Origin of the sequence: Pedomonas sp. V897, assembly GCF_051304405.1 — a bacterium.
Classification (GTDB): Bacteria; Pseudomonadota; Alphaproteobacteria; order Sphingomonadales; family Sphingomonadaceae; genus Pedomonas.
In genome coordinates this window covers 339,806-364,414 of the sequence record NZ_JBPPGG010000002.1, presented here as the reverse complement: position 1 = coordinate 364,414, position 24,609 = coordinate 339,806, and the positions used below count along the sequence as shown (strand labels likewise).

The following is a 24,609-nucleotide window of genomic DNA, read 5'->3' as shown; positions in this document are numbered from 1 at the left end:
GTCGAGCGGTAATCCGGGCTCTTGCGAGCGCACCCGGGAACGGGCCCGGGCGGATCGGGATCGACCCGGAGCGCGCAACCGCACGCCCCGGGTCGCCCGGTTTGGTCTTACTGAGCGGCCGGAGCGTCGGCCAGGGCCGGCTCCACCGGCTGCTCGAGAGCGCCGATGTCCTGACCCCTGCGAACCTGCTCGTTCACCTTGCCGTCGAGAACGGCGTCGGCGATGGCATCGCAGTACAGCTTGATCGCGCGGCTGGCGTCGTCGTTGCCCGGGATCGGGAACGCAATGCCGTCCGGCTTGCAGTTGGTGTCAAGGATGGCGACCACGGGGATGCCAAGGGTGTTGGCCTCGTGGATCGCGATGTTTTCCTTGTTGGTGTCGATGATGAAGATGACATCCGGCAGACCGCCCATGTCGCGGATGCCGCCCAGCGACTGGGCGAGCTTGTCGCGGTCGCGGGTCATCTTCAGAATTTCCTTCTTGGTGAGGCCCTGGGTCGAACCCGACAGACGCTCCTCGATCTGCTTCAGACGGCGGATCGACTGGCTGATGGTGCGCCAGTTGGTCAGCATGCCGCCGAGCCAGCGGTGGTTCACATAGTACTGGCCGCAGCGGGCAGCAGCCTCGGCCACCGGATCCTGAGCCTGACGCTTGGTGCCGACAAACAGAATCTTGCCGCCGGCAGCAGTCACATCACGGATGAACTGCAGCGCACGCGCAAAGAGCGGCACGGTCTGCGACAGGTCGATGATGTGGACACCATTGCGCTCGCCGAAAATGTACGGCGCCATGCGCGGGTTCCAGCGGTGGGTTTGGTGACCAAAGTGCGCACCAGCTTCCAGCAGCTGCTGCATCGTAACGACGGGAACCGCCATACGTTCTCTCCTTCTCCAGTTGTATCCGCCGCGGGGGTTTCGGCCTTTCGGCCCACCGGGAAGGCTCGCCCCCGCGTGTGAGATGGCGGCGGCATTACCCCAGCCCGCCCCGGAAATCAAGCCATCCGTTCCCGGAAAACAGGAGAAACGAAGCGGGACAGGACCTGGAAGCTCCACCCCTTCACAGGGGGGCCTTTCAATTCTTCACAAGGGGTCTCGGACCCCTGAAGTCTTCGCAAGGGGGTCTCGGACCCCCTTGCATCCCCCATTCGTTTCAACGCACCGCACCCGGCCTGACCGGCACAGCACTCTGGAACAAGGGCGCGGCCCAATCATGCCCAAGCGCGCTCCGATTGCACGGACCGCACCCGGTCAAACCGGCACCACGCGCTGGAACAAGGGTACGGCCCAATCATGCCCGAGCGCGCTCCAATCGCACGGACCGCACCCCGCCGAACCGGCGCCACACACTGGAACAAGGGCGCGGCCCAATCATACCCGGACGCGCTCCGATTGCACGGACCGCCCCCGGTCGAACCGGCACCACGCGCTGGAACACGGGCGCGGCCCAATCATGCCCGAGCGCGCTCCGATTGCACAGACCGCACCCGGTCGAACCGCCACCACGCGCTGGAACACGGGCACGGCCCAATCATGCCCGGACGCGTTCCGATTGCACGGACCGCACCCCGCCGAACCGGCACCACGCACTGGAACAAGGGCGCGGCCCAATCATGCCCGGACGCGCTCCGATTGCACGGGTCGCACCTCGCCGAACCGGCACCACGCGCTGAAACAAGGGCGCGGCCCAATCATGCCCGGACGCGCTCCGATTGCACGGACCGCCCCCGGTCGAACCGGCACCACGCGCTGGAACACGGGCGCGGCCCCTTTATTCCCCCCTTGCTGTTATTCCCCCATTCCTGAGGCGTCGGCCAAGAGGGCGCCGGAAACGCGGCCCGAAAAACGAACGGGAGTGCAGAGGGTCCAAGACCCTCTGCAAAAAAACAAATCAAATCAATGCGAAGCAGAAAACAACGAACGTTCCGCCTTACCCCGGAGTCCCCTCACCCCAGCGGCTGCCCGCCCATCACCAGCCGGGCGTCGTCGATGCCTGGCAGGGAGCGGAGGGCGGCGCACAGGTTGGGGTCGACCCGGTAGCGTTCGGGGAGCATGACTTCCGCCATACGTCCGGCGTCGAGGCGCAGGTGGAGCTTGACCCGTCCGCGCCCGCCCTTGCAGCGGTCCAGCAGCCCGGCCATTTGCGGGAACGGGTCGCGGGAGTGGATGAACACGGTGACCTCGGCCTGGGTGCGGTCGGCGAGTTGTTCGAGCGGGGTGACGCCGCGGATGGTGACGCGGGGGGCTTCGTCCCCGTCCCGCCACAGGAGTTCGCCGGCGATGAGGACCAGCTCGCCTGCGGCGGCGGCCCGTTCGATGCCCCCCTGAGCTTCCTCGTCGAAGCACATGCTCATGTACTGGCCGGACTGGTCGCTGATATCGACCATCAGGTAGCGGTTGCCCTGCTTGCCGTCGCGCGGCGGCGGCTGGCGCCAGCGGGCGGATTCGATCATGCCGGCCAGCGTGACGGGCATGCGGTTGCCGGTTGCGGGCGGTTCGGAGTTGATCGCCTGGGCGTAGGTGATGACGTTGTGCGCCCTGAGCACGTGGGTGTAGGCGTCGAGCGGATGGGCGGAGAAGTAGAAGCCGAAGGCTTCTCGTTCCTTGTCCATCAGCGTTGTCAGCGGCCAGGGCTCGGCGCGGGGCAGTTGCAGCGCCTGCGCCTCGACGCCGGTCGCCTCGCCGAACAGGCTCACCTGGGCGCTGGCCCGTGCCTCGGCGGCGGAGGAGGCGTAGTTCAGGATGGCTTCCAGCCCGGCGTGCACCGCCGCCCGGTTCGGCTCCAGCGAGTCGAAGGCGCCGCCTGCGGCCAGGCCTTCCAGCTGCTTCTTGTTGACGAGGCGCGGGTCGATGCGTTCGGCGAAGTCGGCCAGCGATTTGAACGGGCCGTTGGCCTTGCGTTCCTCGACCACCCCTTCCATGGCCTTCTCGCCCACGCCCTTGAGGGCCGCGAGGGCGTAGCGCACGGCGAGGGTCTGGCCGGAGGGGGTTGGCTCGGGCAGCGTCTCGACGGAGAACTCGGCCTCGGAGCGGTTCACGTCGGGCGGCAGCAGCGGCAGCTGGAGCCGCTTCATGTCCTCGACGAAAATGCTCAGCTTGTCCGTCAAGTGCATGTCGTAACACATTGACGCCGCGAAGAATTCCACCGGGTAGTTGGCCTTGAGGTAGGCGGTCTGGTAGGCCACCAGCGCATAGGCCGCCGCGTGGGACTTGTTGAAGCCGTAGCCCGCGAACTTGGCCACCAGTTCGAAGATGTGGTCGGCGGTCGCCACATCCACGCCCTTTTCCTTGGCGCCTTCGAGGAAACGGGCCTTCTGGGCGTCCATCTCCTCCTTTTTCTTCTTGCCCATGGCGCGGCGCAGCAGGTCCGCCTCGCCCAGGCTGTAGCCCGCCAGGATCTGGGCGATCTGCATCACCTGTTCCTGGTAGATGATGACGCCGTAGGTCTCGGCCAGCACCGGCTCCAGCCAGGGGTGCAGGTAGTCGGGCTCCTCCAGCCCGTGCTTGCGGTTGGCGTAGGTGGGGATGTTGTCCATCGGGCCCGGGCGGTAGAGCGCCACGAGCGCGATGATGTCCTCGAACTTGTCCGGCTTCACCATGGCCAGGGTGCGGCGCATACCCTCGGATTCGAGCTGGAACACGCCGACCGTGTCGCCGCGCGCCAGGAGGCCGAACGCCGCCGGGTCGTCCCACGGAATGCGCGAGAGATCGAGGTCGATGCCGCGCTGCTTGAGGAAGTCCACCGCCTTCTGCAGCACGGACAGGGTCTTGAGGCCGAGGAAGTCGAACTTCACCAGACCCGCCTTCTCCACCCACTTCATGTCGAACTGGGTGACCGGCATGTCGGAGCGCGGGTCGCGGTAGAGCGGCACCAGCTCGTCCAGCGGCCGGTCGCCGATCACCACGCCTGCCGCGTGGGTGGAGGTGTGGCGGTACATGCCCTCCAGCTTGAGGGCGATGTCGAACAGCCGGTCCGCGCCCTTCTCCTGGTAGCGCTTCTTGCGCAGTTCGGGCACCTCGTCGAGCGCCTGCACCAGCGTCTTGGGGTCGGCCGGATTGTTGGGGATCAGCTTGGAGATGGAGTCCACCTGGCCGTAGGACATCTGGAGCACGCGGCCCACGTCCTTCACCACCGCGCGGGCCTTCAGCTTACCGAAGGTGATGATCTGGGCCACCTGGTCGCGGCCGTACTTCTCCTGCACGTAGCGGATCACCTCGCCGCGCCGGGTTTCGCAGAAGTCGATATCGAAGTCCGGCATCGAGACGCGTTCCGGGTTGAGGAAGCGCTCGAACAGCAGGCCGAGGCGCAGCGGATCGAGGTCGGTGATCGCCAGGGCCCACGCCACCAGCGAGCCCGCGCCCGAGCCGCGCCCCGGCCCCACCGGAATCCCGTTGTCCTTGGCCCACTGGATGAAGTCGGACACGATGAGGAAGTAGCCGGGAAAGCCCATCTGGTTGATGATGCCCAGCTCGTACTCCAGCCGCTCGCGGTAGGCCTTCGCCTTCTCCTCCCGCGTCGCCTCGTCGTCCTCCGGCTTGAAGACGTGCTTCTCCAGCCGCGCCTGCAGGCCCTGGCGCGCCCGCTCCGACACCACCTCCGCCTCCGACATGCCGGGGGCGTAGTTGGGCAGGATCGGCTTGCGCACCGGCGCGGCGACGGCGCAGCGCTGGGCGATGACCACCGTATTGGCCAGCGCCTCCGGCACGTCCTGGAACAGCTTTTCCATCTGCCGGGGCGACTTGAACCACGTCTCCGGGTTGGAGCGGCGGCGGTTCGGCTCGTCCACGTAGCTGCTGTCGGCGATGCACAGCATGGCATCGTGCGCCGCGTGGAAATCCTGCGCCTCGTAGAGCACCGGGTTGGTGGCCACCAGCGGCACGCCCCGCTTGTGGGCCAGCGCGATGAGCTGCGGCTCCACCTTCGCCTCCGCCGCGTCGCCGATGCGGGTCAGCTCCACATAGAGCCGGCCGGGGAACAGCCCCTCCAGCCGGGTGAGATAGTCCTCGGCGGCCTGGCACTGGTCGGCTTCCAGCAGCCGCGCGACCGCGCCCTCGTAGCCCGCCGTCAGCGCGATCAGCCCGTCCGATTTCCCCTCGAACGCCTCCAGCGTCACATGGGGCGGCTCGCCCCCTTCCGTGCCTTCGAGGTGGGCGCGCGACACCAGCTTGATGAGGTTGGCGTAGCCGGTCTCGTTCTGCGCCAGCAGCACCAGGCTGTCGTAGGTGGCCCTGGGGCCGGTGAAGCTGTTGGTCTGGGCGCCCTCGACCGCCGGGCGCTTCACGCCGAGCAGGCAGCCGATGATGGGCTGGACGCCGGAGTCCATCAGGTAGTCGGAGAACTCCATGGCCCCGAACAGCACGTTGCGGTCCGTCAGCGCCGCCGCCGGCATATGGTGCTTGACGCACAGCTTGGCGATGTCCTTCGGGTGCATCGACCCTTCCAGCAAGGAATAGGCGGACTGCACCCTCAGGTGGACGAACCGGGTGGACGTGCTGGTGCTCATGCTCGCGTCGGAACCGCTGGAAACCGTTGGCAGGATGGCGAAGGCGCCGCCGTGCCGCGCCACATCTGCGCGATCCGCGCGCGAGGCGGCGACTCCCTCCGTTACGCCCTGTGTAGCGCCTCCCGCCGCCGTTGGGTAGCGCCAGCCGCGCCCCACCCGCCGCAAGAGGGCAGGCCCTGCAAACCGCACGCCGTCCAGGCGATCCCCGCCCACCCCGGCAAGGCCGAGGCCGAACAGCAGCAGGAGGGCAAGGAGCAGCGTCATGCCGCGAAGAATACGCCGTTCGGACGATCCCTCACAAGAACAAACAGGCAACCTACGACCATAAACCTGCCCGCGCCCTGCCCGTCCCCCCTGCTCCCGGCCGATTGCTCTTCACCGCCCCGGCGGTTACAACCGGGTCTTCTTTTTTCCCCCGGAGTGCGTTGCGCCGTCATGACCCAGTTCCGCCCCCGCCCGAAGGTTGAGCCGTTTCACGCCATCGGCATCTCCCGCCTCGCCCACGAGCTGAAGGTGCAGGGGCGGTCCATCATCCACATGGAGTTCGGCCAGCCCTCCACCGGCGCGCCGCAGCCGGCCATCGCCCGCGCCCACGCGGTGCTGGACGCCGACCCGATGGGCTACTGGGAGAGCGTGCCGCTCAAGCAGGCGCTTGCGGCGCGCTACCGCGCCGAATACGGCGTCGAGGTCGCGCCCCACCGCATCATCCCCACCTTCGGCGCGAGCGGCGCGCTGGTGCTGGCCTTCACCGCCCTGTTCCGCCCCGGCGACCGGGTGGCCCTGGCCCGGCCCGGCTATCCGGCCTACCGCAACACGCTGACCGCCATGCATCTGGAGCCGGTGGAGATCCCCTGCGGGCCCGAGAGCCGCTACCAGATCACCGCCGCGCACATCGAAGCGCTCAACCCCGCGCCGGCCGGCGTGATCGTGGCAAGCCCCGCCAACCCCACCGGCACCATGCTGACGGCGGACGAGCTGGCCGCCATTGCCGAGGTGTGCCGGCGGCGCGGCATCCGGCTGATCTCCGACGAGATCTACCACGGCCTGTGCTATGCCCACGCGCCCGCGACGGCGCTCGCCTTCTCGGACGATGTCATCGTCGTCAACAGCTTCTCCAAGTATTTCTCGATGGCGGGCTGGCGGCTGGGCTGGCTGGTGGTGCCCGAGAGCGAGGCCGAGGCCGTCTCCACCATTTCGGGCAACATGTTCCTGACGCCGCCCAGCCTTGCCCAGCACGCGGCGCTGGCCGCGCTCGGGGCGGATGACGAGCTGCGCGGCCATCTGGAGGTCTATCGCGCCAACCGCGCGCTGCTGCTTGAGCGGCTGCCTGCCATGGGCATCGGCAGGATCGCCCCGCCCGACGGCGCCTTCTACGTCTATGCCGACATCGGCCACCTCACCAACGACAGCCTGGATTTCTGCCGCCGCCTCGTGCGGGAGACCGGGGTGGCGCTCGCCCCGGGCATCGACTTCGACCCCGTCGAGGGCCAGCGGTTCCTGCGCTTCTCCTTTGCCGTTTCGACCCCGGAGGTGGAGGAAGCGCTGCGCCGGCTGGACGCCTGGCTGCCGCGCTGAGGCCGGCCCGGCTGCCCCTGCCCGGGGACTCTTCGGCAACGACCTGCCCCTTCCGCTCCTCGGTTCGCCCCGCATTGCGGAACATTGCCTCCCGCCCGGCCTTCTAGCCGGAGCATCGACCAACCAGAGGAGGCATCGATGGCACAGAACAAGAACCAGGGCGGCGGCCAGGGCGGCAAGATGAGCCGCGAGGAAGCCGGCCGCAAGGGCGGCGAGACCGTGAGCCAGGATCGCGAGCACATGGCCGAGATCGGGCGCAAGGGCGGCCAGCACTCCCAGACGGGCGGGCGCGGCGGCGGCAGCAGCAGCGGCGGCGGCCAGCAAGGCCAGCAGGGCGGCGGTACGAACAAGCGCTGACTGCCCGACGCTCTGGCAGACACGGAAACGGCGGCCTCGGGGCCGCCGTTTTCACGTTTCGCCAGGTGCCGGCGTCTCAGCGGTACTTCAGGCGATGGGCGTATTTCTCGCGGAACTTGCGCACCTTCGGCCCCACCACGGCGGCGCAGTAGGGCTGGTTCGGATTGTTGGCGAAATACTCCTGGTGGTAGTCCTCCGCCTGCCAGAAGGTGGTGGCGGGCGTCACCTGGGTCACGATCGGGTCGTCCCATTCGGCCTGCGCCGCCGCGATCGCCTTTTCGGCGGCCACCTTCTGGGCGTCGTTCAGGTAGAAGATGGCGGAGCGGTACTGCTCGCCCACGTCGTTGCCCTGGCGGTTCAGCGTGGTCGGATCGTGGATGTGGAAGAACACGTCCAGCAGCTCGTCGTAGCTGATCTGCGCCGGGTCGAACGTGATCCGCACCGCTTCGGCGTGGCCCGTGTCCTCGTCGCACACCTGGCGGTAGGTGGGGTTGTCCACGTGCCCGCCGATGTAGCCGGATTCCACCGAGTGGACCCCGACCAGGTCGTCGAACACCGCCTCCACGCACCAGAAGCACCCGGCTGCCAGAATGGCCGTTTCGGTTTGCGCCATAACTCGATCTCACGCTTGCCAGAAAAATGTGTAGAAGCAGCGGGAACGCATGAAACAAGGCCGGATGTCCCGGATGACCGCGCGCGCTGCCGCCGGACTATAGACCCGCCCGGCCCGGAATGGAAAGAGACGCCGTCATGACCCCACAGATCGAGCGTGCCCTCGGCGAGGTTCCCGCCCTGCTGCGGGAGACCGCCGAGCGGGTGATCCTCCCCCGCTTCCAGGCGCTTGCCAGCCACGAGATCCGGGAGAAATCCGGCGCGGATGATCTCGTCACCATCGCCGACGAGGAGGCCGAGGCGCTGCTGACCGAAGGCCTCCTCAAACTCCTCCCCGGTGCGCTGGTGGTGGGCGAGGAAGCGGTCGCCGCTGCGCCGGAGGTCATTCACCGGCTGGCCGCCGCCGAGCCGGTGTGGGTGATCGACCCCATCGACGGCACCGCCAACTTCGCCAGCGGCGATCCCCGGTTCGCCGTGATGGTGGCGCTGGTGCAGGGCAACGAAACCCGCGCCGCCTTCGTCTACGACCCGCGGGGCGACCGCATGGCCGAAGCCCGCCCCGGCGGCGGTGCCTACATCAACGGCGCGCGGGTCCGCCTGCCGGCGCGTCGACCCGGCCCGGTGCGGGTTTCCGTCTCGGTGCGGTTCTGGCCGCCCGAGATCACGGCCGCCGCCCGGCTGGACACCATCGAGCAGGTCGAGCCCATGATGTGCGCCGGCCACGAATATCTGCGCCTCGTCGCGGGCGGGATCGATGCCGCCTCCTACTGGCGCCTCCTGCCCTGGGACCATGCCGCCCCGGCCCTCATCGCGCTGGAAGCGGGGGCGCGGATCGCCCACCCGGACGGCAGCCTCTACCGCCCCTACTGCGCCCCGCGCCTCGGGCTCATCGCCGCCCACCCGGATGTCTGGGACGAAGCCTGCCGCGCCTCCTACCCGGACCTGTCGCTGGTGCCCGGCACCGCTGCTCACCGCCGAGCCGACGACCGCTTACGGGGCGGGCCAGCCTGGCCAGCCTGACAATCTGCCTCAGCTCGCCGACAGGCGGCGAACTTCTCCAGCCCTGTCGCGTTAGCTACGGGAGTGGCAGCCTGTAATGAACTCGGGCGGTCTGCGATCGGGCAGGCCGCCATTTTTTTGTCACGACCATGGGCCATCTGCCCCGCGAAAATTTTTTGGGGACCAGACGGAATAAATGACCGCCCTGGTCCGTACATGGGGCATGACGGACAAATCCTTCGACGTGGTTGGTTTGCTGCCGGCGCTGCTGCGCTATGCGCGCGCGCTCGTCCGCGAGCCGGCCGACGCGGAGGAGCTGGTCCACGAGACCCTGGTGCGGGCCTACGAGCGCCGGGGCTCCTATGACGACCGCCGGGCGCTGCGCCCCTGGCTGTTCTCCATCCTGCACAACCAGTTTGTCGACGGCCACCGCCGCCGCCAGATGGAGGAGAAGGCGGTCGAGACCATGGCAGCCGAGACCATGGCGGCCGCGCCTGCCCCGCTTCCGGTCGATGCCGACACCCGGGTGCAGCTCTGCCAGATCCATCAGGCGTTCACCCGCCTGCCCGAGGCCCAGCGCGCCGCGCTCCACCTGGTGGCGGTCGAGGGGCTGTCCTACCAGGAAGCCGCCGAGGCGCTCGGCATTCCGGTCGGCACCCTCATGTCCCGCCTGTCCCGGGCGCGCGCGAGCCTGAGGGAGTTCGACCTCGCGGCCGCGCCCGCGTCGAGGCCGGCTCCGTCCTCTTCCGTTCCGCTCAAACTGGTTAGGGGTTCCAATGGCGAGAAATGATTTCCCCCAACCGTCCTCGATCACCGAGTTCGACTTGCAGGCCTACATGGACGGGCAACTGGATGATGCCCGGCGCATCGAGGTGGAGGACTATCTGTCCCGTCACCCGGAGGCGGCGGCGGACCTGATGGCCGCCCTGCGCACCACCGATGCCCTGCGCCTGTTCGCCCAGAGTCAGGATGCGCCCTCCGGCCGCCTTCTGGAGGACGCCGTCCGGCTCCAGCAGGGGCTGAAGCGCCAGTCGTGGCGCCGCCATGCGCTCCGGCTCACCGGGCTGGCGGCGGCCATCACCGTCGGCTGGATCGTCGTCAGCGCCATCCAGCCGTTCGGCAGCGCCAACCAGCGCAGCGAGGCCGCAACGCTGGCCTTTGTGGACGACGCGCTGGATGCCCAGCGGGCACTCAACCTGCGCCAGCGCATGGTCTCGCAGATCGAGGCGGTCAACTACGATCCGGTCGAGCTGTGGACGGAGACCAGACTGGCCCTGCCCGAGCTGCCGTCGACCTGGACCGTGCACGACGTGCAGGTCTACCCCTGGGATGAAGGCTACAGCATCGGCGTCACGGCCGATGCGGGCTCGCTCGGCGTCGTCACCCTGTTCGTCGCCCCGCGCCCGTCCGACCTGACTTCCGAATTTCATGTCACGACGGTTGGCGAGGGAACGGCGGCCTTCTGGCAATCCGGCGACCTCGCCTACGCCCTCGTGGGCAAGGCGCCCGAGGCTGATCTGCAAGCCGCAGCCACACAATTGCTGGCGAGCCTGAACGACATGGCCGCCGGCAGAAGCGCCGCGGCTCATCCCCCCGCCCACTGACCGTCCAACCCGTTGCGTCTGCATCCCCTGTCACTGTTCTGTTCTGGATTGTTCCCCCATGCTTGCTGATTTGCACGAGGCCCCCTCCAGCCTGACCATCAACACGGACGTCTGCATCATCGGTAGCGGCGTTGCCGGACTGACCCTTGCCCGCACGCTGCTGGCCCGCGGCGTTCACGTCTGCCTGCTGGAAAGCGGCGGACGCGATCACGAGGACCCCATCCACCGTCTCGGGGATGGCGACAACACCGGCTTCCCTTACTACGAGCTTCAGGAATCCCGGCTGCGTCTGCTCGGCGGCACCACCGCCATCTGGGGCGGCCGTCTGGCGGAGCTGGACCCCGAGGATTTCGAGGCCAAGCCGTGGGTGCCGCACAGCGGCTGGCCCATTTCCAAGGACGACCTCGCGGAACACTACCGGGCCGCGTGGAAGACCTTCGACATGCCCGCCGAGGCCGAGGTGCCGGGCTGGCTGGATGCCGAGGCGAAGCGTCTGGCGCAGGCGTCCGATTCCGCCCTTGAGGTGGGCTACTGGCGGTTCGACACCCGCTTCAACCGCTTCACCCACCGCAACATCGAGGACGTGACCGGCCATCCGCGGGCGCAGGTCTGGCTGCATGCCACCGTCACCCGCATCCAGGCGACGGAGGACGGCAGCCGCATCGACCACGTGGTTGCCCGCGACATGGCCGGACACAAGGCCATTGTTCGCGCCCAGCGCTATGTGCTGGCGGCGGGCGGCATCGAGAATGCCCGCCTGCTGCTGGCCTCCAACGATGTGTGGAAGAACGGTCTCGGCAATGCCTACGATCAGGTGGGCCGCTACTTCATGGAACACCCCCACGCGCGGGGCGGACGGGTTGTCACCGAGCGCAGCTGGCCGCTGCTCAAGGTGCTGGCCCGCTCCCACCGGCACCGGGGCACCCGCCTCGCCGCGCTCCTGCGCCCGAGCCGGGCACTCCAGGAGCGCGAGGGCATTCTCAACACCGCCTTCACCCTGGGCGCGCGCCAGTCGGCGGATGCGTCCATGTTCCTGCCGCTCAAGCTCTATAACACGCTCAAGCACCGCCTGCCGCCGACCGAGGCCGGGCGGCGGCTGTGGATGTTCACCAAGCAGAGCGCGGTCTGGCTGCACGAGCACATCGACCCGCTGCGCCCCTGGCTGCTGCTGAAGTCCGGGCGGCGCGAGCTGGCCATTGTGGTGCGGGCCGAGCAGGCGCCCAACCCGTCGAGCCGGGTCCGCCTCGGCAACCGGCGCGACGCCTTCGGCATCCCCCGGGTGGAGCTGGACTGGCGCTTCGCCGACATCGACAAGCGCACCCTCCAGGTGATCAACCGCCATTTCGACGCCATGCTCCAGCGCACCGGGCTGGGCCGGGTCGAGACGCAGGACTGGCTGAACGAGGACGGCCCGCTGTGGCAGACCGATCCGCTCATCAGCTCCCACTCGTTCGGCGGCTATCACCACATGGGCACGACCCGCATGTCGGCCAGCCCGCGTACCGGCGTCGTCGACGCGGATTGCCGGGTCCACGGCATCGACAACCTCTACGTGGCGGGCAGCTCCGTCTTCCCCACCTCCGGCTGGGCCAACCCCACCCTCACCATCGCGGCCCTGGCCGTGCGGCTGGGTGAGCACCTGGCCGTCCGCAAGGAGCGGGAGGACGTTTTCGTCCCGCAGACCATCTATTCGGCCCCGCAGAAGGTTGCGGCGCGCTGAGACCCTTCGGTAGCTGATCACCTACCTGCCTGGCCGGAGCCTCCCGCTCCGGCCTTTTTTCTTCCCGCAATCGGGACTGTTTTTTTTCGCGGAGGGTCGCGGACCCTCCGCACCTCCCTTCATTTTTTCGGGCCGCGTTTCCCTGCGTGCCGGAGAGACAAAAAAAGGGACGCGGCCCCAAAGGCTGCGTCCCTGCAAGCGAACGGGAGGTGCAGGAGGGGCAAGCCCCTCCTGCAGGAAACTCTCCCGGAAAGCCCTACTCCGCGGCGGCTTTCACCTCTGCCGGAGCCTTGTACGTCAGCACCGGCTGGCGGGCGGCGCGGGTTTCGTCGAGCCGCTTGACCGGCGCGAAGTGCGGCGCGGCCGTGAAGCGCTCCTTGTCACCGTTCTTCGCCGCTTCCGCCAGCGCGCGCAGCGCACCAATGAACTCGTCGAGCGCGGCGCGGCTTTCGGTTTCCGTCGGCTCGATCAGCATGGCGCCGTGGACCACCAGCGGGAAGTACATGGTCATGGGGTGGTAACCCTCGTCGATCATCGCCTTGGCGAAGTCGAGGGTGGTCACGCCCGTGTCCTTGAGGAAGCGGTCGTCGAACAGGGCCTCATGCATGCACGGACCCTCGAACGCCGGGGTCATCACATCCTTCAGCCGGGCCATGATGTAGTTGGCATTGAGCACCGCATCCTCGGCGGCCTGACGCAGGCCGTCCGCGCCGTGGCTCAGCATGTAGCTGGCCGCGCGCACGAACATGCCCATCTGGCCGTGGAAGGCGACCATGCGGCCGAAGCTCCTGTCGCCGCCCTCGCCCAGGTGCTCCACCAGCTCGAACCGCTCCGCCGTCTTGCGGACATACGGCAGCGGTGCGAACGGGGCCAGCGCCTCGGAGAACACCACCGGACCCGCACCAGGACCGCCGCCGCCGTGCGGCGTGGAGAAGGTCTTGTGCAGGTTGATGTGCATGGCGTCGATGCCCAGGTCACCCGGGCGCACCTTGCCCATGATGGCGTTGAAGTTCGCGCCGTCGCAGTAGAAGAACGCGCCGGCCGCGTGCACGGCCTCGGCGATCTTGATGATGTCCGGCTCGAACAGGCCGCAGGTGTTCGGATTGGTCAGCATGATCGCCGCCACATCCGGGCCCAGCCGCGCCTTCAGCGCCTCCAGATCCACCCGGCCGTTGGGGCCCGCCGGAATCTCCTCGACGCGATAGCCGCAGAAGGCCGCCGTCGCCGGGTTGGTGCCGTGGGCCGATTCCGGCACCAGCACCACCTGGCGGACATCGCCCCGGGCTTCGAGCGCGGCGCGGATGGTGAGCAGGCCGCACAGCTCGCCGTGGGCGCCCGCCTTGGGCGACATGGCAACGCCCGCCATGCCGGTCAGCTCCAGCAGCCAGTGGGCGACCGTATCGATCAGCTCCAGCGCACCCTGCACCGTGTCCTGCGGCTGGAGCGGGTGAATGTCCGCAAAGCCCGGCAGCCGCGCCATCTTCTCGTTGAGGCGCGGGTTGTGCTTCATGGTGCAGGAACCCAGCGGGAACAGGCCCATGTCGATGGCGTAGTTCTTGCGGCTGAGGCGGGTGTAGTGACGCACTGCCTCCGGCTCGGAGAGGCCCGGCAGGCCGATGGCCGCCTTGCGCTCCAGCCCGCCGAGGCGCGAGGCCACCTTCGGCGCCTCCGGCACATCGACGCCGGTGCGGTCGATGCGGCCGATCTCGAAGATCAGCGGTTCGTTGAGGTCGAGGCCCTTGTGGCCGGTGAAGGTGGCAAAGCCTTCACCCGACGCGGCGTCGCCGGCGCCCGTGGGACGTCCCTGGCGGTTCAGCATGACAGCACCTCCTCAAGACCCTTGGCCAGGGCCTCGATGTCGGATTCGGTAACGGTTTCGGTCACGGCCAGCACGACGCCGTCGTGCAGGGCCGTCTCGGTCGGGTAGAGGCGGCTCAGCGCCACGCCCGCCAGGATGCCCCGGTTGCCCAGCTCGCGCACCACGTCGCGGGAGGGCTTGCTCAGGCGGATGGTGAATTCGTTGAAGAAGGTGTCGTTCACCACGGTGACGCCCGGCACCTTCGCCAGCCGCTCGGCGGTCTGCACCGCGCGGGCGTGGTTGAATTCGGCGAGCCTCCGCAGGCCGGCTTCGCCGAGCAGGCTCAGGTGAATGGTGAACGCCAGCGCGCACAGCCCCGAGTTGGTGCAGATGTTGGAGGTCGCCTTCTCGCGGCGGATGTGCTGCTCGCGGGTGGAGAGCGTCAGCACATAGCCCCGGCGGCCGTCCGCATCGACGGTCTCGCCGCACAGGCGGCCCGGCATCTGGCGCACGAACTTCTCGCGGCAGGCGAACAGGCCCAGGTACGGACCGCCGAAGTTGAGGCCGTTGCCGATGGACTGGCCCTCACCCACCACGATGTCCGCGCCCATCTCGCCCGGCGACTTCATGAGGCCGAGCGAGACGACTTCCGTCACCACCACCACCAGCAGCGCGCCGTTGGCGTGGCAGGCCTCCGCCAGTTCGGAGAGGTCCGCCACGTGGCCGAACAGGTTCGGGTTCTGCACGACGACGCAGGAGGTCTCCTTGTCGATCCGGGCGAGCAGCTGCTCGTAGTCGCCGCCAGGCTTGCCCTCGGTGAGCGCAGGCGTGCCGACGACCAGCTCGTCGCCCGTCACCTTGGCCAGCGCCCTGGCCACGTCCACGTAGTGCGGGTGGACGCCCGCCGAGATCAGCGCCTTTTTCCGGCGGGTGATGCGGCGGGCCATGAAGATGGCCTCGGTGGTGGCGGTCGAGCCGTCGTACATGGAGGCGTTGGCCACCTCCATGCCGGTCAGCCGCGCCACCTGGGTCTGGAACTCGAACAGATACTGGAGCGTGCCCTGCGCGATTTCCGGCTGGTACGGCGTGTAGCTGGTCAGGAACTCGCCGCGCTGGATCAGGTGGTCCACGCTTGCCGGCACATGGTGCTTGTACGCGCCGCAGCCGATGAAGAACGGCACCTGGCTTGCCGCCGTGTTGCGGCCGGCCATACGCGAGAGCGTGCGCTCGACCTCAAGCTCGCTGGCGTGGTTGGGCAGCGTCTTGACGGGCTCCTTCAGCAGGGCCGACGCGGGCACATCCCGGAACAGTTCGTCGATGTGCTTGACGCCGATCTCCGCCAGCATTGCCTGGCGGTCGGCATCCATGTGGGGCAGGTAACGCATCCCGGTTCCTCGAGAACAGAAGTTAGGCGAGGCTCGCCACGTAGTCCTTGTAGGCCGCCTCGGTCATGAGCGCGTCCAGTTCGGCAGCGTCGGACAGGCGGACGCGGGCAAACCAGCCCTCGCCCTCGGCGCCGGAGTTCACGAGGCCCGGCTCGCCGTTGAGGGCATCGTTCACCTCGACCACCTCGCCCGAGACCGGCGCATAGACTTCCGAAGCCGCCTTCACCGACTCCACCACGGCGAGTTCATCGCCCTGGGAGACGGTGCGGCCGATCTCCGGCAGCTCCACATACACCACGTCGCCCAGCTGGCCCTGCGCGTAGTCGGTGATGCCCACGGTGCCGGTGTCGCCCTCGACCCGCACCCACTCATGATCCTTGGTGAAATAGACGGTCATGAACCTTACCCCTTTTGGCCTTACGCCTGTTGGCTGGAAAAACGAACGTAACGATGCGGCACGAACGGCATCGGCACCACGGTCGCCGGCAGCTGGCGGCCGCGCACATCGATGAGAAGCCGGGTGCCGTCGGCGGCATGGGCGGCATCGACAAACGCCATGGCGATCGGCGCGTCCACCGTCGGCCCGAAGCCGCCGCTGGTGACAACGCCGATGACCTGGCCGTCCCCGGCCAGCACGTTCGCGCCCTCGCGGGCGGGCTGGCGGCCCTCCAGCTTCAGCCCGACGCGCTTGCGGGCGGTGCCGTTCAGGATCTGGTTCAGCACCACCTCCGCGCCGAGGAAGCCGCCCTCGATCTTGCGCCGCTTGGAAATGGCGAAACCGAGGCCGGCCTCGACCGGCGTGATCTCGGTGGAAAGGTCATGGCCGTAGAGCGGCAGGCCCGCCTCCAGCCGCAGGGAGTCGCGCGCGCCAAGGCCGATGGGCTTCACCTCCGGCTGGTCCAGCAGCGCGCGGGCGAAATCGGTTGCAATGCTTGCGGGCAGCGAAATCTCGAAGCCGTCCTCGCCGGTGTAGCCGGAGCGGGACACCCACAGCGGAGTCCCCTCCCAGTTGAACCGGCCGGCGGTCATGAAGGTCAGGTTGACGACGCCCGGCACCAGGCGCGACAGGGCCTCCACCGCCTTCGGGCCCTGGAGCGCCAGCAGCGCCAGGTCGTCCCGGTAGGTCACCGTCACGCCCTTCGGCTCCAGGTGGCGGCGCATGTGGGCGATGTCGTCGTGCTTGCACGCGCCGTTGACGACCACATAGAGGTCCTGCTCCCGGCGGGTGATCATCAGATCATCAAGCGTGCCGCCCGTCTCGTTCAGCAGCAGCGAGTAGCGCATCCGGCCCGGTTGCAGGGCGCGGATCTCGCCCGGTACGAGGGTCTCGAGCGCGGCGTCCGCGTTGTCGCCGCTCAGCAGCACCTGCCCCATGTGGGAGACGTCGAACAGCCCCGCGCTGTCGCGGGTCCAGCGGTGCTCGGCCATGATGCCGGTCGGGTACTGCACCGGCATGGCGTAGCCGGCGAACGGCACCATGCGGGCGCCCAGCGACACATGAAGGTCATAGAGCGGCGTGCGGGCGAGGTTTTCTGCGGGCGCGTCGGCCATAGGGTCTTCTCCGTGACAAAAGCCGTCCCTTGTCGGACGAGTTTGCCCCCTCTGTCACGGAACCTGAGAGCTTTCGCGAGCCGCCGTTGGACCGGCAGCCGCTTACCCCTTCGGTGATTCGCAAGGGTCCCTCGGGAAGGGACGCCCCCGCGAATGCTTTCCAGAGTGCTGTTCACCGGCGCGGTTCTTTTGCCTGAGAGATTCCGGGGCGGTTGCTCCTTCGGCGCCGGACGGTGGTGCCCGCCGGCCTCTCCCGCGCTGGTGTCGGATTGCTCCGCAGCCCGCACACCCTATGAGTCGCGCACGCCAAGTCAACTGTTTGTCAGATGAAGCCTGCGCGATTCACGGTGCTAGTGGGCGATGTTGTAGTAAACCTGCGCATCGGTGAGCTGGAAGCCCACCAGAATTTCAAAGCCGCTGGCCTTGGGCTTGGCGTCGAAGAACAGGTCCTCCGGCTGCACCGGCTCGCCGCGCTTGCGCTTCTTCTTCTTTTTGTCCTGATCGTGGTCGGGCCCGGCCAGCTTGAGTGCTTCGGCCCGGTCGATCGCCGCCTGCACGGTCTGCACCGCCTCGGTGCGCACACTGCCCGGCTCGAAGGTGAGCGTGGCCTCGTAGACCTGCTTGGAGACGATCTGATTGCCCTCCTTCACCACCGCCACGAAGTAGGGCACGGTGATGGTCTGGGCCGCCGCCGCATTGGGACGCTGCGCGCCGATGGTGAAGCGCAGGTTGTTCGTCACCCTGGGCGCGCTTTCCACGCAGTGGTTTTCCAGGCCGAAGATGGTGGCGCTCGCCACCACCGCGTCCGCCGTGCGGCTGGAGGGCGGCGAGAAGAAGGTGAGCGAGCCCGCGTGCTGGGGCACGGCGGTTGCCGGGCACAGGGTGCGCCGCACCTCCAGCGGGTTGCTCGCGCACCCGGCCAGCAGCGCCGAGGCCGTCACCGCCACGAGGCCAGCCTTGCCCCAGAAACCGCCCCTGCCCGCCAGACGGCGCAGGTTCGTCAGAGCGTCAATTCCCTTGGCTGGCATCATTCCAGTGGCCATGCATACCTCTCCCGCCGACAATTGCGGCCCGCACAGTAGGCAGGCTTCGCTCCAGACGCAAGCGAGCCGCTCGACGCCTTGCGTCGAACGGCTCGCGAAACCTTCGGCCCCCGGGCCGATGCGGAGATTAGCTGAGCTTCCAGCTGATCGGCACCACCAGGCTGGTCACGCCGGCCGGCGGCGGCGGGAAGCTGCCGATCTTGGTCATGATCTTCTCGGCCTCGCGGTTGAGAATATCCGAGGAGGTGGCCTCCACCAGCTCGACGCCGGTGATTCGGCCGCTCGCATCCATCGTCACCTTGACCTTGGCCGTGCCTTCCTCGCCGCGCACCTGCGCCGAGCGGGGATAGCTGAAGTTGTCAGCGATCAGCTGGGCAACCTTCTTCTGCCAGGCCGCGTCCTGCGCGTGGGCCGGAGAGACGGCGCCGGTTACGGCCGCTGCGGCAGTCGCCGCGAGAGCCATCGTGCGAGCAAACTTCCCGAACATCTTCTTCTTCTGCCTTTCTCGATCCTCGGTGACTCAAAACGGTTGCGGACGGCATCGTTAGTTGCGCGTAACGCCCCGATCACCATTCTTGACCTAGATCAAAAAGGTAAATGATCAGTTGACGTAATGATGTATCTTTATTCGAGCAACGATCGCCCCTAGCACCCACCGCCAACCGGCAATGAAATGACGCAGCCGGCCGGCGGGAACCGCCGCCTGAGACAATTCCGGCGTTTGTTTTGGCGGCCAATCCGGCTATAGACCGGCCCATGACCCTGCCTTCCCTTTCCGTACTGGTCGCCAATCCGCGCGGGTTCTGCGCGGGTGTGGATCGCGCCATCAAGATCGTCGAGCTGGCCATCGAGCGGTTCGGCGCTCCGGTTTATGTCCGGCACGAAATCGTGCACAACCGCTTCGTCGTGGAGACGCTCCAGGCCAAGGGCGCGGTGTTCGTCGACGAGCTGGACGAGGTGCCGGAAGGTGTGCCGGTGATCTTCTCCGCCCACGGCGTGCCCAAGTCGGTTCCGGCCGAGGCGGAGCGCCGCCGGATGCTCTATGTGGACGCCACCTGCCCGCTGGTGAGCAAGGTGCACCGGGAGGCGGAGCGCCATTCGGCGCAGGGGCGGCACATCCTGATGATCGGCCACGCCGGCCACCCGGAGGTGATCGGCACCATGGGGCAGCTGGAGGAAGGCGCCATCTCGCTCATCGAGACCGCCGAGGACGCCCGCACCATCGAGGTCGAGAACCCGGAAAACCTCGCCTACATCACCCAGACCACCCTGTCGGTGGACGACACGGCCGAGATCGTCTCCATTCTTCAGGAGCGCTTCCCCGCGCTCGAAGGCCCGAAGAAGGAGGACATCTGCTACGCCACCACCAACCGGCAGGATGCGGTGAAGGCCATTGCCGACCGTGCCCAGCTGGTGCTGGTCATCGGCGCGCCCAACTCCTCCAACTCGCTCCGGCTGGTGGAAGTGGCGGAGCGCTGCGGCGCGCGGGCCCGGCTCGTTCAGCGGGCGGGCGATATCGACTGGTCGTGGTTCGAGGGTGTCGCCTGCGTCGGCATCACCGCCGGGGCGTCCGCGCCCGAGGTGCTGGTGGAGGAAGTGATCGGTGCGCTCGGCACGCGGTTCACGCTCGCCATCGAGCACGTCACCACCACCACCGAGGATATCGAGTTCAAGCTGCCGCGCGCCTTGACCGCCTGATACCGGATACTTGTCGACGACCGAAGGAAGGAAGCGAGGGGGGCCGCGTGGCAGTCTACACCCATGTATCGACCGAGGCGCTGGAAGCGTTTCTGGCGGACTTCGACATCGGCGGCCTACTCAGCGCCAAGGGCATCGCCGAGGGCGTCGAGAACAGCAACTACCTGATCGAGACCGAGCAGGGCCGCTTCATCCTCACCCTCTACGAGAAGCGGGTGCGGGTGGAGGACCTCCCCTACTTCCTGGGGCTCACCGGTCATCTGGCGGACCGCCACCTGCCGGTGCCGCGCCCCATTCCCAACCGGGCGGGCGAGACCCTGCACCGGCTGGCGGGCCGCCCCGCCTGCCTCATCGAGTTTCTCTCCGGCGTCTCGGTGACCGAGCCGACGGCCGAGCAGTGCCGCAACGTGGGCGCGGCGCTGGCGCGCCTGCACCTGGCGGCGGCGGACTTCCCCCTCACCCGGCCCAATGACCTGTCGGTCGAGGGCTGGCGGCGGCTGGCCTCCAGCATCCGCGCCGAGGCGGACGGCATCGCGCCGGGCCTGCGCGGGCTCATCGACACCGCCCTCGCCGAAATCGGCGCGGCCTGGCCCCAGGGGCTGCCCTCCGGCCCCATCCATGCCGACCTGTTCCCGGACAACGTGCTGGTGCACGGGGCGGCGGTCACCGGCCTCATCGACTTCTACTTCGCCGCAAACGACGCCTGGGCCTATGACGTGGCCGTGTGCCTCAACGCCTGGTGCTTCAGCAGCGACGGCCACACCTATCACCAGCCGCTGACCGACGCGTTCCTCGCGGGCTACGAGAGCGTGCGTCCGCTGGAGCGGGCCGAGCGCGCCGCCCTGCCCCTCCTCTGCCAGGGCGCGGCGCTGCGCTTCCTGCTCACCCGCGCCTACGACTGGGTGAACACCCCCGCCGATGCCATCGTCACCCGCAAGGACCCGCTGGCCTACGCCCGCCGACTCACCTTCTTCCGGGAGCAGGCCGCCCGCCTGTTCGCGGTGGCATCATGAGCGAGCGGGCGACGGTCGAAATCTTCACCGATGGCGCCTGCTCCGGCAATCCGGGCCCGGGCGGCTGGGGCGCGATCCTGCGCGCGGGCGAGCACGTCAAGGAAATCCACGGCGGCGAGCCCCACACCACCAACAACCGCATGGAGCTGATGGCGGCCATCGAGGCGCTGCGCGCGCTCAAGCGGCCCTGCCATGTGGTGCTGACCACGGACAGCGTCTACGTGCGCGACGGCATTACCAAGTGGATGTTCAACTGGCAGCGCAACGGCTGGAAGACGGCGGACAAGAAGCCGGTCAAGAACGCCGAGCTGTGGCAGGCGCTGGCCGAGGCGGCCCGCCCGCACAAGATCGAGTGGCGCTGGATCAAGGGCCACTCCGGCCACCCGGAGAACGAGCGCGCCGACGAACTGGCCCGCCTCGGCATCGCGGAAATCCGCCGGGGCGCCTGAGTCAAACTTGCTGCCAGCAATTTAAGAATGCTGGCCGACCCGGCCGCCCCAAGGCTATCATCCGCGCCGTCATTCATCTTCGGGGGCACCTGGAATGCTCAAGGAATTCAGAGAATTCGCCCTGCGCGGCAATGTGCTCGACCTGGCGGTCGGTGTCATCATCGGCGCGGCGTTCAACAAGATCATCGATTCGGTCGTCAACGACCTCATCATGCCGCTGGTCTCGGCCATTGTCGGCACGCCGGATTTCAGCAACCTCTACCTCAAGCTCGGGGAGGTCCCGGCCAACTTCGAAGGGCCGGAGACCTACCAGTCGCTGGTGGCGGCGGGCGTGCCCGTGCTGGGCTACGGCCAGTTCATCACCGTGGCGCTGAACTTCATCCTGCTGGCGTTCGTCGTCTTCTGGATCGTCAAGGGCGCGAACATGCTGCGCCGTCCGGCCAAGGAAGAGGCTCCGGCCGCGCCGCCGCCGACGCCCGAGGACGTGCAGCTGCTGCGCGAAATCCGCGACGTGCTGAAGGCGAAGTCGTAAGGCCCGGCACGGCAGCAGAGGCAACACCAGAAGAAAAAGATCCAAAAGAAGAAATGGCAGGAGGGGCTTGCCCCTCCTGCACATCCCTTAACCGGGATCGGGGCGTGCGCGAGAGAGACGGGCACGCCCTTTTCTGTTTGCGGATTCTATCTGCGGAAGCGCGCCGGGCTGTAGGCCGCCGGGTCCACGCCCGCTGCCCTCAGGGCTTCGGGCACGGGCTCGCCCTTGAGGAGGCTGGCGCACAGCGCCCCGGCGGCGGGCGCGGTCTGCATACCGAAGCCGCCCTGCCCCGCGCACCAGAAGAAGCCCGGCACGTCCGGCTCGAAGCCGTAGACCGGCACCCGGTCCGGCGCGAAGGTCCTGAGGCCTGCCCACACCCGCTCGGGGCGGCCGATGGTCAGCGTCGTCGCCTTCTCCAGCCGGTCGAGCGCCACCGCCACGTCCAGCTCCTCCGGCTGGGCATCGCACGGCACGGTCGGAGTCTCGTCATGGGGAGAGAGCCAGTAGGTGCCCGCGTCCGGCTTGAAGTAGAAGCTGCCGTCCACATCCAGCACCAGCGGCATCTCGGGGCGAAACTCCCCGGGCGGCACCCGCAGCACCACCATGGTCCGGCGCATCGGCGTCAGGCCAACGGGCGCGACGCCCGCCAGCCGCGCCACCTCGTCCGCCCAGGCGCCAGCGGCGTTGACGACCGTGGGCGCAGCGTGCACCTCCGCCCCGCAATGGACGCGCCAGAGCCCGCCCTCCCGCGCCAGCGCCGTCACCCGCCGGCCGGTCAGCACCGTGCCGCCGTTGCGGCGCAGCTGGCGCAGAAACCCCTCGTGCAGGGCGCTGGTCTGGATGTCGCGCACGCCCGGCTCCCACACCGCCGCCGCGCGCCACTCCGGCCGCAGCGCCGGGGCGCGGGCGGCGATATCCTCCGGCCCGACGATCGCCAGCCCGAGGCCGGGGTACAGGGCGTACATGGCCTCGACCGCGCCGCGCTGCTCCGCCCGGCCCACATACAGCGCCCCGCGCGGCGCCTTCACCAGCGGCGCGCCGAACGCCTCGGGCGGGTCGAGAAAAAACGGCAGCGACGCGGTGGTGAGCGGCTGCACCCGGGGGCCGCCGTAGGTTTCGCTATAGAAGGCGGCAGAGCGGCCGGTGGTGTGGTAGCCGGGGAAGTCCTCGCCCTCCAGCAGCAGCACCCTGAGATCGGGCCCGAGGCTCCCGGCCAGGGACGCGCCGGCAATGCCGCCGCCCACCACGATCACGTCATACGCCTCAGCCACGCGCCTGACCTTCCGTCCCGTCCAGCGCCGCGCGGATCTCCGCCAGCGCCGCGTTCCGCACCGCGTCCACATCCCGCAGCAGCTCGTGCCGCCCGCCCGGCACCACCTTGAGCAGGCAGTGCGGCAGACGCGCCGCCGCACGCCGTGCGGCCGCCGGGTCCACCACCTGCTCGTTTTCCGGCATCAACATGAGAACGGGCGTCTCCACCCGTTGCAGGTAGCCGGGCGCGGCCAGCCGATCAAGGGACTGGAAGGCGGCATCCAGCCAGCCCCAGGTCACGCCGCCCAGCGCCAGCGCCGGGTTCCGTTCCACCCACCAGATCTCGTCGGCAAACCGCTCGTTGTCACCGGTCAGCGCCGCCTGCCGGACGGGAGACAGGGCCTGCGCGCCGTGGGGCTTCTGGGTCAGGGCGAAGTCGCCGCCCCGCCCGCGCCCGGTCATCCAGCGCGCCAGTTGCCGGGCGACCGGGATCGGGATGCCCCCGGTGCGAATGCCCAGCATGGGCGCCAGCAGCACCGCCCGCCGAATCGCGCCCGGATGTTCGGCGAGGTAGCGCAGGCCGATATGCCCGCCCATGGAGTGGGCCACCAGATGAAGGGGCCCCGGCATGTCCCGCCGCAGGTCCTCGACCCAGCCCGCCAGGTCGCCGACCAGGGTGTCGAAGCTCTCCTGATGCCCCTTGTGGGGGTGGTCGGCCAGGCGTCCCGACATCCCCTGCCCCCGCCAGTCGAGCGAGGCCACCGCGTAGCCCCAATCAAGAAAGGCGGCGTAGCTCTCCAGATACTTCTCCAGAAAATCCGCCCGGCCATTGAGAAAGACGATGGTGCCGCGCGCTGCGCCCTCCGGCAGGCAGCGCAGGGTGCGCATGGGCCAGCCGTCGGCGGCGCGCCAGTCCCGGATTTCCGTCTGCGGAGGGAAGGCACGCCGGGCCGAGGCGGAGGGGGTCTGCATGGGAGGGGAGATTTCCACTTTCTTCAGCTTTGCATGTGAACCTTGCCGCATGTGGGAACTCATCCGGCTTGTCCTTCTCATAGCGCTGCTTGCCCTGCTGGTCATCGCCGCAGTGGGCGATGTGCGCCGGTATCGCATCTCCAACCGGCTGTGCCTCGTGGTGGCGGGGCTCGCCCTGCCCTACTGGATCGCCACCAGCCTTGCGGGCGGCGCGGACCTGTTGCCTCTGCTTGTCTACCAGATCGGGGTGGCCGCGCTGGTCTTTGCCGGGTTCGCCGCGCTCTTCGCCCTCGGGGCCATGGGCGGCGGCGATGTCAAACTGGCGGCGGCGCTGGCGCTGTGGGTTCCGGCGGCGCAGACCCTGGAGCTGGTATTTCTCATCGCGCTGTTCGGCGGGCTGGAGGCGCTTGTTCTGGTTGTCGTGCGCCGCCTGCGCGGGCAATCCAGCCGCGCCGTTCCCTACGGGGTCGCCATTGCCCTCGGGGGGTGCGCTCTGTTGCTCGAAGAAATCATTAAACTTTCCTCCGTATAACTGCCCGCAGTTCGGACG

General features: G+C 68.5%; 22 protein-coding genes and 1 riboswitch. Of the genes, 11 read left to right on the top strand and 11 right to left on the bottom strand.

Features of this window, described 5'->3' with window-relative positions; genetic code table 11:
• Positions 1 to 107: 107 nt before the first annotated feature.
• Together rpsB and dnaE are read right to left on the bottom strand one after the other, a co-directional pair.
• Positions 108 to 875, bottom strand: a complete 768-nt coding sequence (gene rpsB, locus ACSJJU_RS07665; protein ID WP_435914743.1) for a 30S ribosomal protein S2 — start codon at positions 873 to 875, stop codon at positions 108 to 110.
• A gap of 1,067 nt (positions 876 to 1,942) precedes the next feature.
• Positions 1,943 to 5,500 carry a DNA polymerase III subunit alpha gene (gene dnaE, locus ACSJJU_RS07660; RefSeq protein WP_435915074.1) on the bottom strand — a complete coding sequence of 1,186 codons (3,558 nt, stop codon included), beginning with the start codon at positions 5,498 to 5,500 and terminating at the stop codon, positions 1,943 to 1,945.
• 435 nt (positions 5,501 to 5,935) lie between these two features.
• On the opposite strand from dnaE, the gene ACSJJU_RS07655 reads away from it, so the two are divergent.
• Positions 5,936 to 7,075, top strand: a complete 1,140-nt coding sequence (locus ACSJJU_RS07655) for a pyridoxal phosphate-dependent aminotransferase (protein WP_435914742.1) — start codon at positions 5,936 to 5,938, stop codon at positions 7,073 to 7,075.
• A 138-nt stretch (positions 7,076 to 7,213) separates the two neighbouring features.
• Complete coding sequence (locus ACSJJU_RS07650) at positions 7,214 to 7,432, top strand: hypothetical protein (protein WP_435914741.1); 219 nt, start codon at positions 7,214 to 7,216, stop codon at positions 7,430 to 7,432.
• A 76-nt stretch (positions 7,433 to 7,508) separates the two neighbouring features.
• Here the strand turns inward: ACSJJU_RS07650 and msrA are convergent, their stop codons facing one another.
• Positions 7,509 to 8,045: a peptide-methionine (S)-S-oxide reductase MsrA gene (gene msrA / locus ACSJJU_RS07645; protein WP_435914740.1), complete on the bottom strand. Its 537-nt coding sequence runs from the start codon at positions 8,043 to 8,045 to the stop codon at positions 7,509 to 7,511.
• A gap of 137 nt (positions 8,046 to 8,182) precedes the next feature.
• Here msrA and ACSJJU_RS07640 point away from each other — a divergent pair, with 137 nt between their 5' ends.
• The 4 genes from ACSJJU_RS07640 to ACSJJU_RS07625 all read left to right on the top strand — a co-directional run bounded on the left by ACSJJU_RS07640 (position 8,183) and on the right by ACSJJU_RS07625 (position 12,367).
• On the top strand, positions 8,183 to 9,064 hold the full coding sequence (locus tag ACSJJU_RS07640) for an inositol monophosphatase family protein (RefSeq protein ID WP_435914739.1): 882 nt from the start codon (positions 8,183 to 8,185) through the stop codon (positions 9,062 to 9,064).
• A 202-nt stretch (positions 9,065 to 9,266) separates the two neighbouring features.
• Positions 9,267 to 9,833 (top strand): sigma-70 family RNA polymerase sigma factor, encoded by a 567-nt coding sequence (locus tag ACSJJU_RS07635; RefSeq protein ID WP_435914738.1) that lies wholly within the window; start codon positions 9,267 to 9,269, stop codon positions 9,831 to 9,833.
• Positions 9,820 to 10,647: an anti-sigma factor family protein gene (locus ACSJJU_RS07630; protein WP_435914737.1), complete on the top strand. Its 828-nt coding sequence runs from the start codon at positions 9,820 to 9,822 to the stop codon at positions 10,645 to 10,647. The genes ACSJJU_RS07635 and ACSJJU_RS07630 overlap by 14 nt, the downstream gene beginning before the upstream one ends.
• A 58-nt stretch (positions 10,648 to 10,705) precedes the next feature.
• Positions 10,706 to 12,367, top strand: a complete 1,662-nt coding sequence (locus ACSJJU_RS07625) for an FAD-dependent oxidoreductase (protein ID WP_435914735.1) — start codon at positions 10,706 to 10,708, stop codon at positions 12,365 to 12,367.
• A 256-nt stretch (positions 12,368 to 12,623) separates the two neighbouring features.
• Here ACSJJU_RS07625 and gcvPB read toward each other — a convergent pair whose 3' ends face one another.
• The 6 genes from gcvPB to ACSJJU_RS07595 all read right to left on the bottom strand — a co-directional run bounded on the left by gcvPB (position 12,624) and on the right by ACSJJU_RS07595 (position 18,607).
• A complete protein-coding gene (gcvPB, locus tag ACSJJU_RS07620; protein WP_435914734.1) occupies positions 12,624 to 14,186 on the bottom strand; it encodes an aminomethyl-transferring glycine dehydrogenase subunit GcvPB in 1,563 nt (520 codons plus the stop codon).
• Positions 14,180 to 15,550 (bottom strand): aminomethyl-transferring glycine dehydrogenase subunit GcvPA, encoded by a 1,371-nt coding sequence (gene gcvPA, locus ACSJJU_RS07615; protein ID WP_435914733.1) that lies wholly within the window; start codon positions 15,548 to 15,550, stop codon positions 14,180 to 14,182. Before gcvPA ends, gcvPB begins: the two co-directional genes overlap by 7 nt.
• 22 nt (positions 15,551 to 15,572) lie before the next feature.
• Positions 15,573 to 15,947: a glycine cleavage system protein GcvH gene (gene gcvH / locus ACSJJU_RS07610; protein WP_435914732.1), complete on the bottom strand. Its 375-nt coding sequence runs from the start codon at positions 15,945 to 15,947 to the stop codon at positions 15,573 to 15,575.
• A gap of 20 nt (positions 15,948 to 15,967) precedes the next feature.
• Positions 15,968 to 17,101 (bottom strand): glycine cleavage system aminomethyltransferase GcvT, encoded by a 1,134-nt coding sequence (gene gcvT / locus ACSJJU_RS07605; RefSeq protein WP_435914731.1) that lies wholly within the window; start codon positions 17,099 to 17,101, stop codon positions 15,968 to 15,970.
• A gap of 171 nt (positions 17,102 to 17,272) precedes the next feature.
• A riboswitch (glycine riboswitch) is annotated at positions 17,273 to 17,367 on the bottom strand.
• 84 nt (positions 17,368 to 17,451) lie between these two features.
• Positions 17,452 to 18,144, bottom strand: a complete 693-nt coding sequence (locus ACSJJU_RS07600) for a hypothetical protein (RefSeq protein ID WP_435914730.1) — start codon at positions 18,142 to 18,144, stop codon at positions 17,452 to 17,454.
• A gap of 127 nt (positions 18,145 to 18,271) precedes the next feature.
• Positions 18,272 to 18,607, bottom strand: a complete 336-nt coding sequence (locus tag ACSJJU_RS07595; protein WP_435914729.1) for an energy transducer TonB family protein — start codon at positions 18,605 to 18,607, stop codon at positions 18,272 to 18,274.
• A gap of 293 nt (positions 18,608 to 18,900) precedes the next feature.
• Here ACSJJU_RS07595 and ispH point away from each other — a divergent pair, with 293 nt between their 5' ends.
• The 4 genes from ispH (at position 18,901) to mscL (ending at position 21,836) form a co-directional block, all read left to right on the top strand.
• Complete coding sequence (gene ispH, locus ACSJJU_RS07590; RefSeq protein WP_435914728.1) at positions 18,901 to 19,842, top strand: 4-hydroxy-3-methylbut-2-enyl diphosphate reductase; 942 nt, start codon at positions 18,901 to 18,903, stop codon at positions 19,840 to 19,842.
• A 47-nt stretch (positions 19,843 to 19,889) separates the two neighbouring features.
• Positions 19,890 to 20,855 (top strand): homoserine kinase, encoded by a 966-nt coding sequence (gene thrB, locus ACSJJU_RS07585; RefSeq protein WP_435914727.1) that lies wholly within the window; start codon positions 19,890 to 19,892, stop codon positions 20,853 to 20,855.
• Positions 20,852 to 21,304 (top strand): ribonuclease HI, encoded by a 453-nt coding sequence (gene rnhA / locus ACSJJU_RS07580; RefSeq protein WP_435914726.1) that lies wholly within the window; start codon positions 20,852 to 20,854, stop codon positions 21,302 to 21,304. Before thrB ends, rnhA begins: the two co-directional genes overlap by 4 nt.
• Positions 21,305 to 21,398: 94 nt before the next feature.
• On the top strand, positions 21,399 to 21,836 hold the full coding sequence (gene mscL, locus ACSJJU_RS07575) for a large conductance mechanosensitive channel protein MscL (RefSeq protein ID WP_435914725.1): 438 nt from the start codon (positions 21,399 to 21,401) through the stop codon (positions 21,834 to 21,836).
• Between the two features lie 146 nt (positions 21,837 to 21,982).
• On the opposite strand, the gene ACSJJU_RS07570 is transcribed toward mscL, so the two are convergent.
• Positions 21,983 to 23,107 (bottom strand): NAD(P)/FAD-dependent oxidoreductase, encoded by a 1,125-nt coding sequence (locus ACSJJU_RS07570; RefSeq protein ID WP_435914724.1) that lies wholly within the window; start codon positions 23,105 to 23,107, stop codon positions 21,983 to 21,985.
• Positions 23,100 to 24,059, bottom strand: coding sequence for an alpha/beta fold hydrolase (locus ACSJJU_RS07565; RefSeq protein ID WP_435914723.1), 960 nt, complete (start codon positions 24,057 to 24,059; stop codon positions 23,100 to 23,102). Before ACSJJU_RS07565 ends, ACSJJU_RS07570 begins: the two co-directional genes overlap by 8 nt.
• Positions 24,060 to 24,108: 49 nt before the next feature.
• Here ACSJJU_RS07565 and ACSJJU_RS07560 point away from each other — a divergent pair, with 49 nt between their 5' ends.
• Complete coding sequence (locus tag ACSJJU_RS07560; RefSeq protein WP_435914722.1) at positions 24,109 to 24,591, top strand: A24 family peptidase; 483 nt, start codon at positions 24,109 to 24,111, stop codon at positions 24,589 to 24,591.
• Positions 24,592 to 24,609 lie beyond the last annotated feature (18 nt).

Coding starts and splice junctions, on each gene's coding strand:
- rpsB (WP_435914743.1), bottom strand. CDS start 875: ATGGCGGTTCCCGTCGTTACGATGCAGCAGCTGCTGGAAGCTGGTGCG.
- dnaE (WP_435915074.1), bottom strand. CDS start 5,500: ATGAGCACCAGCACGTCCACCCGGTTCGTCCACCTGAGGGTGCAGTCC.
- ACSJJU_RS07655 (WP_435914742.1), top strand. CDS start 5,936: ATGACCCAGTTCCGCCCCCGCCCGAAGGTTGAGCCGTTTCACGCCATC.
- ACSJJU_RS07650 (WP_435914741.1), top strand. CDS start 7,214: ATGGCACAGAACAAGAACCAGGGCGGCGGCCAGGGCGGCAAGATGAGC.
- msrA (WP_435914740.1), bottom strand. CDS start 8,045: ATGGCGCAAACCGAAACGGCCATTCTGGCAGCCGGGTGCTTCTGGTGC.
- ACSJJU_RS07640 (WP_435914739.1), top strand. CDS start 8,183: ATGACCCCACAGATCGAGCGTGCCCTCGGCGAGGTTCCCGCCCTGCTG.
- ACSJJU_RS07635 (WP_435914738.1), top strand. CDS start 9,267: ATGACGGACAAATCCTTCGACGTGGTTGGTTTGCTGCCGGCGCTGCTG.
- ACSJJU_RS07630 (WP_435914737.1), top strand. CDS start 9,820: ATGGCGAGAAATGATTTCCCCCAACCGTCCTCGATCACCGAGTTCGAC.
- ACSJJU_RS07625 (WP_435914735.1), top strand. CDS start 10,706: ATGCTTGCTGATTTGCACGAGGCCCCCTCCAGCCTGACCATCAACACG.
- gcvPB (WP_435914734.1), bottom strand. CDS start 14,186: ATGCTGAACCGCCAGGGACGTCCCACGGGCGCCGGCGACGCCGCGTCG.
- gcvPA (WP_435914733.1), bottom strand. CDS start 15,550: ATGCGTTACCTGCCCCACATGGATGCCGACCGCCAGGCAATGCTGGCG.
- gcvH (WP_435914732.1), bottom strand. CDS start 15,947: ATGACCGTCTATTTCACCAAGGATCATGAGTGGGTGCGGGTCGAGGGC.
- gcvT (WP_435914731.1), bottom strand. CDS start 17,101: ATGGCCGACGCGCCCGCAGAAAACCTCGCCCGCACGCCGCTCTATGAC.
- ACSJJU_RS07600 (WP_435914730.1), bottom strand. CDS start 18,144: ATGGCCACTGGAATGATGCCAGCCAAGGGAATTGACGCTCTGACGAAC.
- ACSJJU_RS07595 (WP_435914729.1), bottom strand. CDS start 18,607: ATGGCTCTCGCGGCGACTGCCGCAGCGGCCGTAACCGGCGCCGTCTCT.
- ispH (WP_435914728.1), top strand. CDS start 18,901: ATGACCCTGCCTTCCCTTTCCGTACTGGTCGCCAATCCGCGCGGGTTC.
- rnhA (WP_435914726.1), top strand. CDS start 20,852: ATGAGCGAGCGGGCGACGGTCGAAATCTTCACCGATGGCGCCTGCTCC.
- mscL (WP_435914725.1), top strand. CDS start 21,399: ATGCTCAAGGAATTCAGAGAATTCGCCCTGCGCGGCAATGTGCTCGAC.
- ACSJJU_RS07565 (WP_435914723.1), bottom strand. CDS start 24,059: ATGCAGACCCCCTCCGCCTCGGCCCGGCGTGCCTTCCCTCCGCAGACG.
- ACSJJU_RS07560 (WP_435914722.1), top strand. CDS start 24,109: ATGTGGGAACTCATCCGGCTTGTCCTTCTCATAGCGCTGCTTGCCCTG.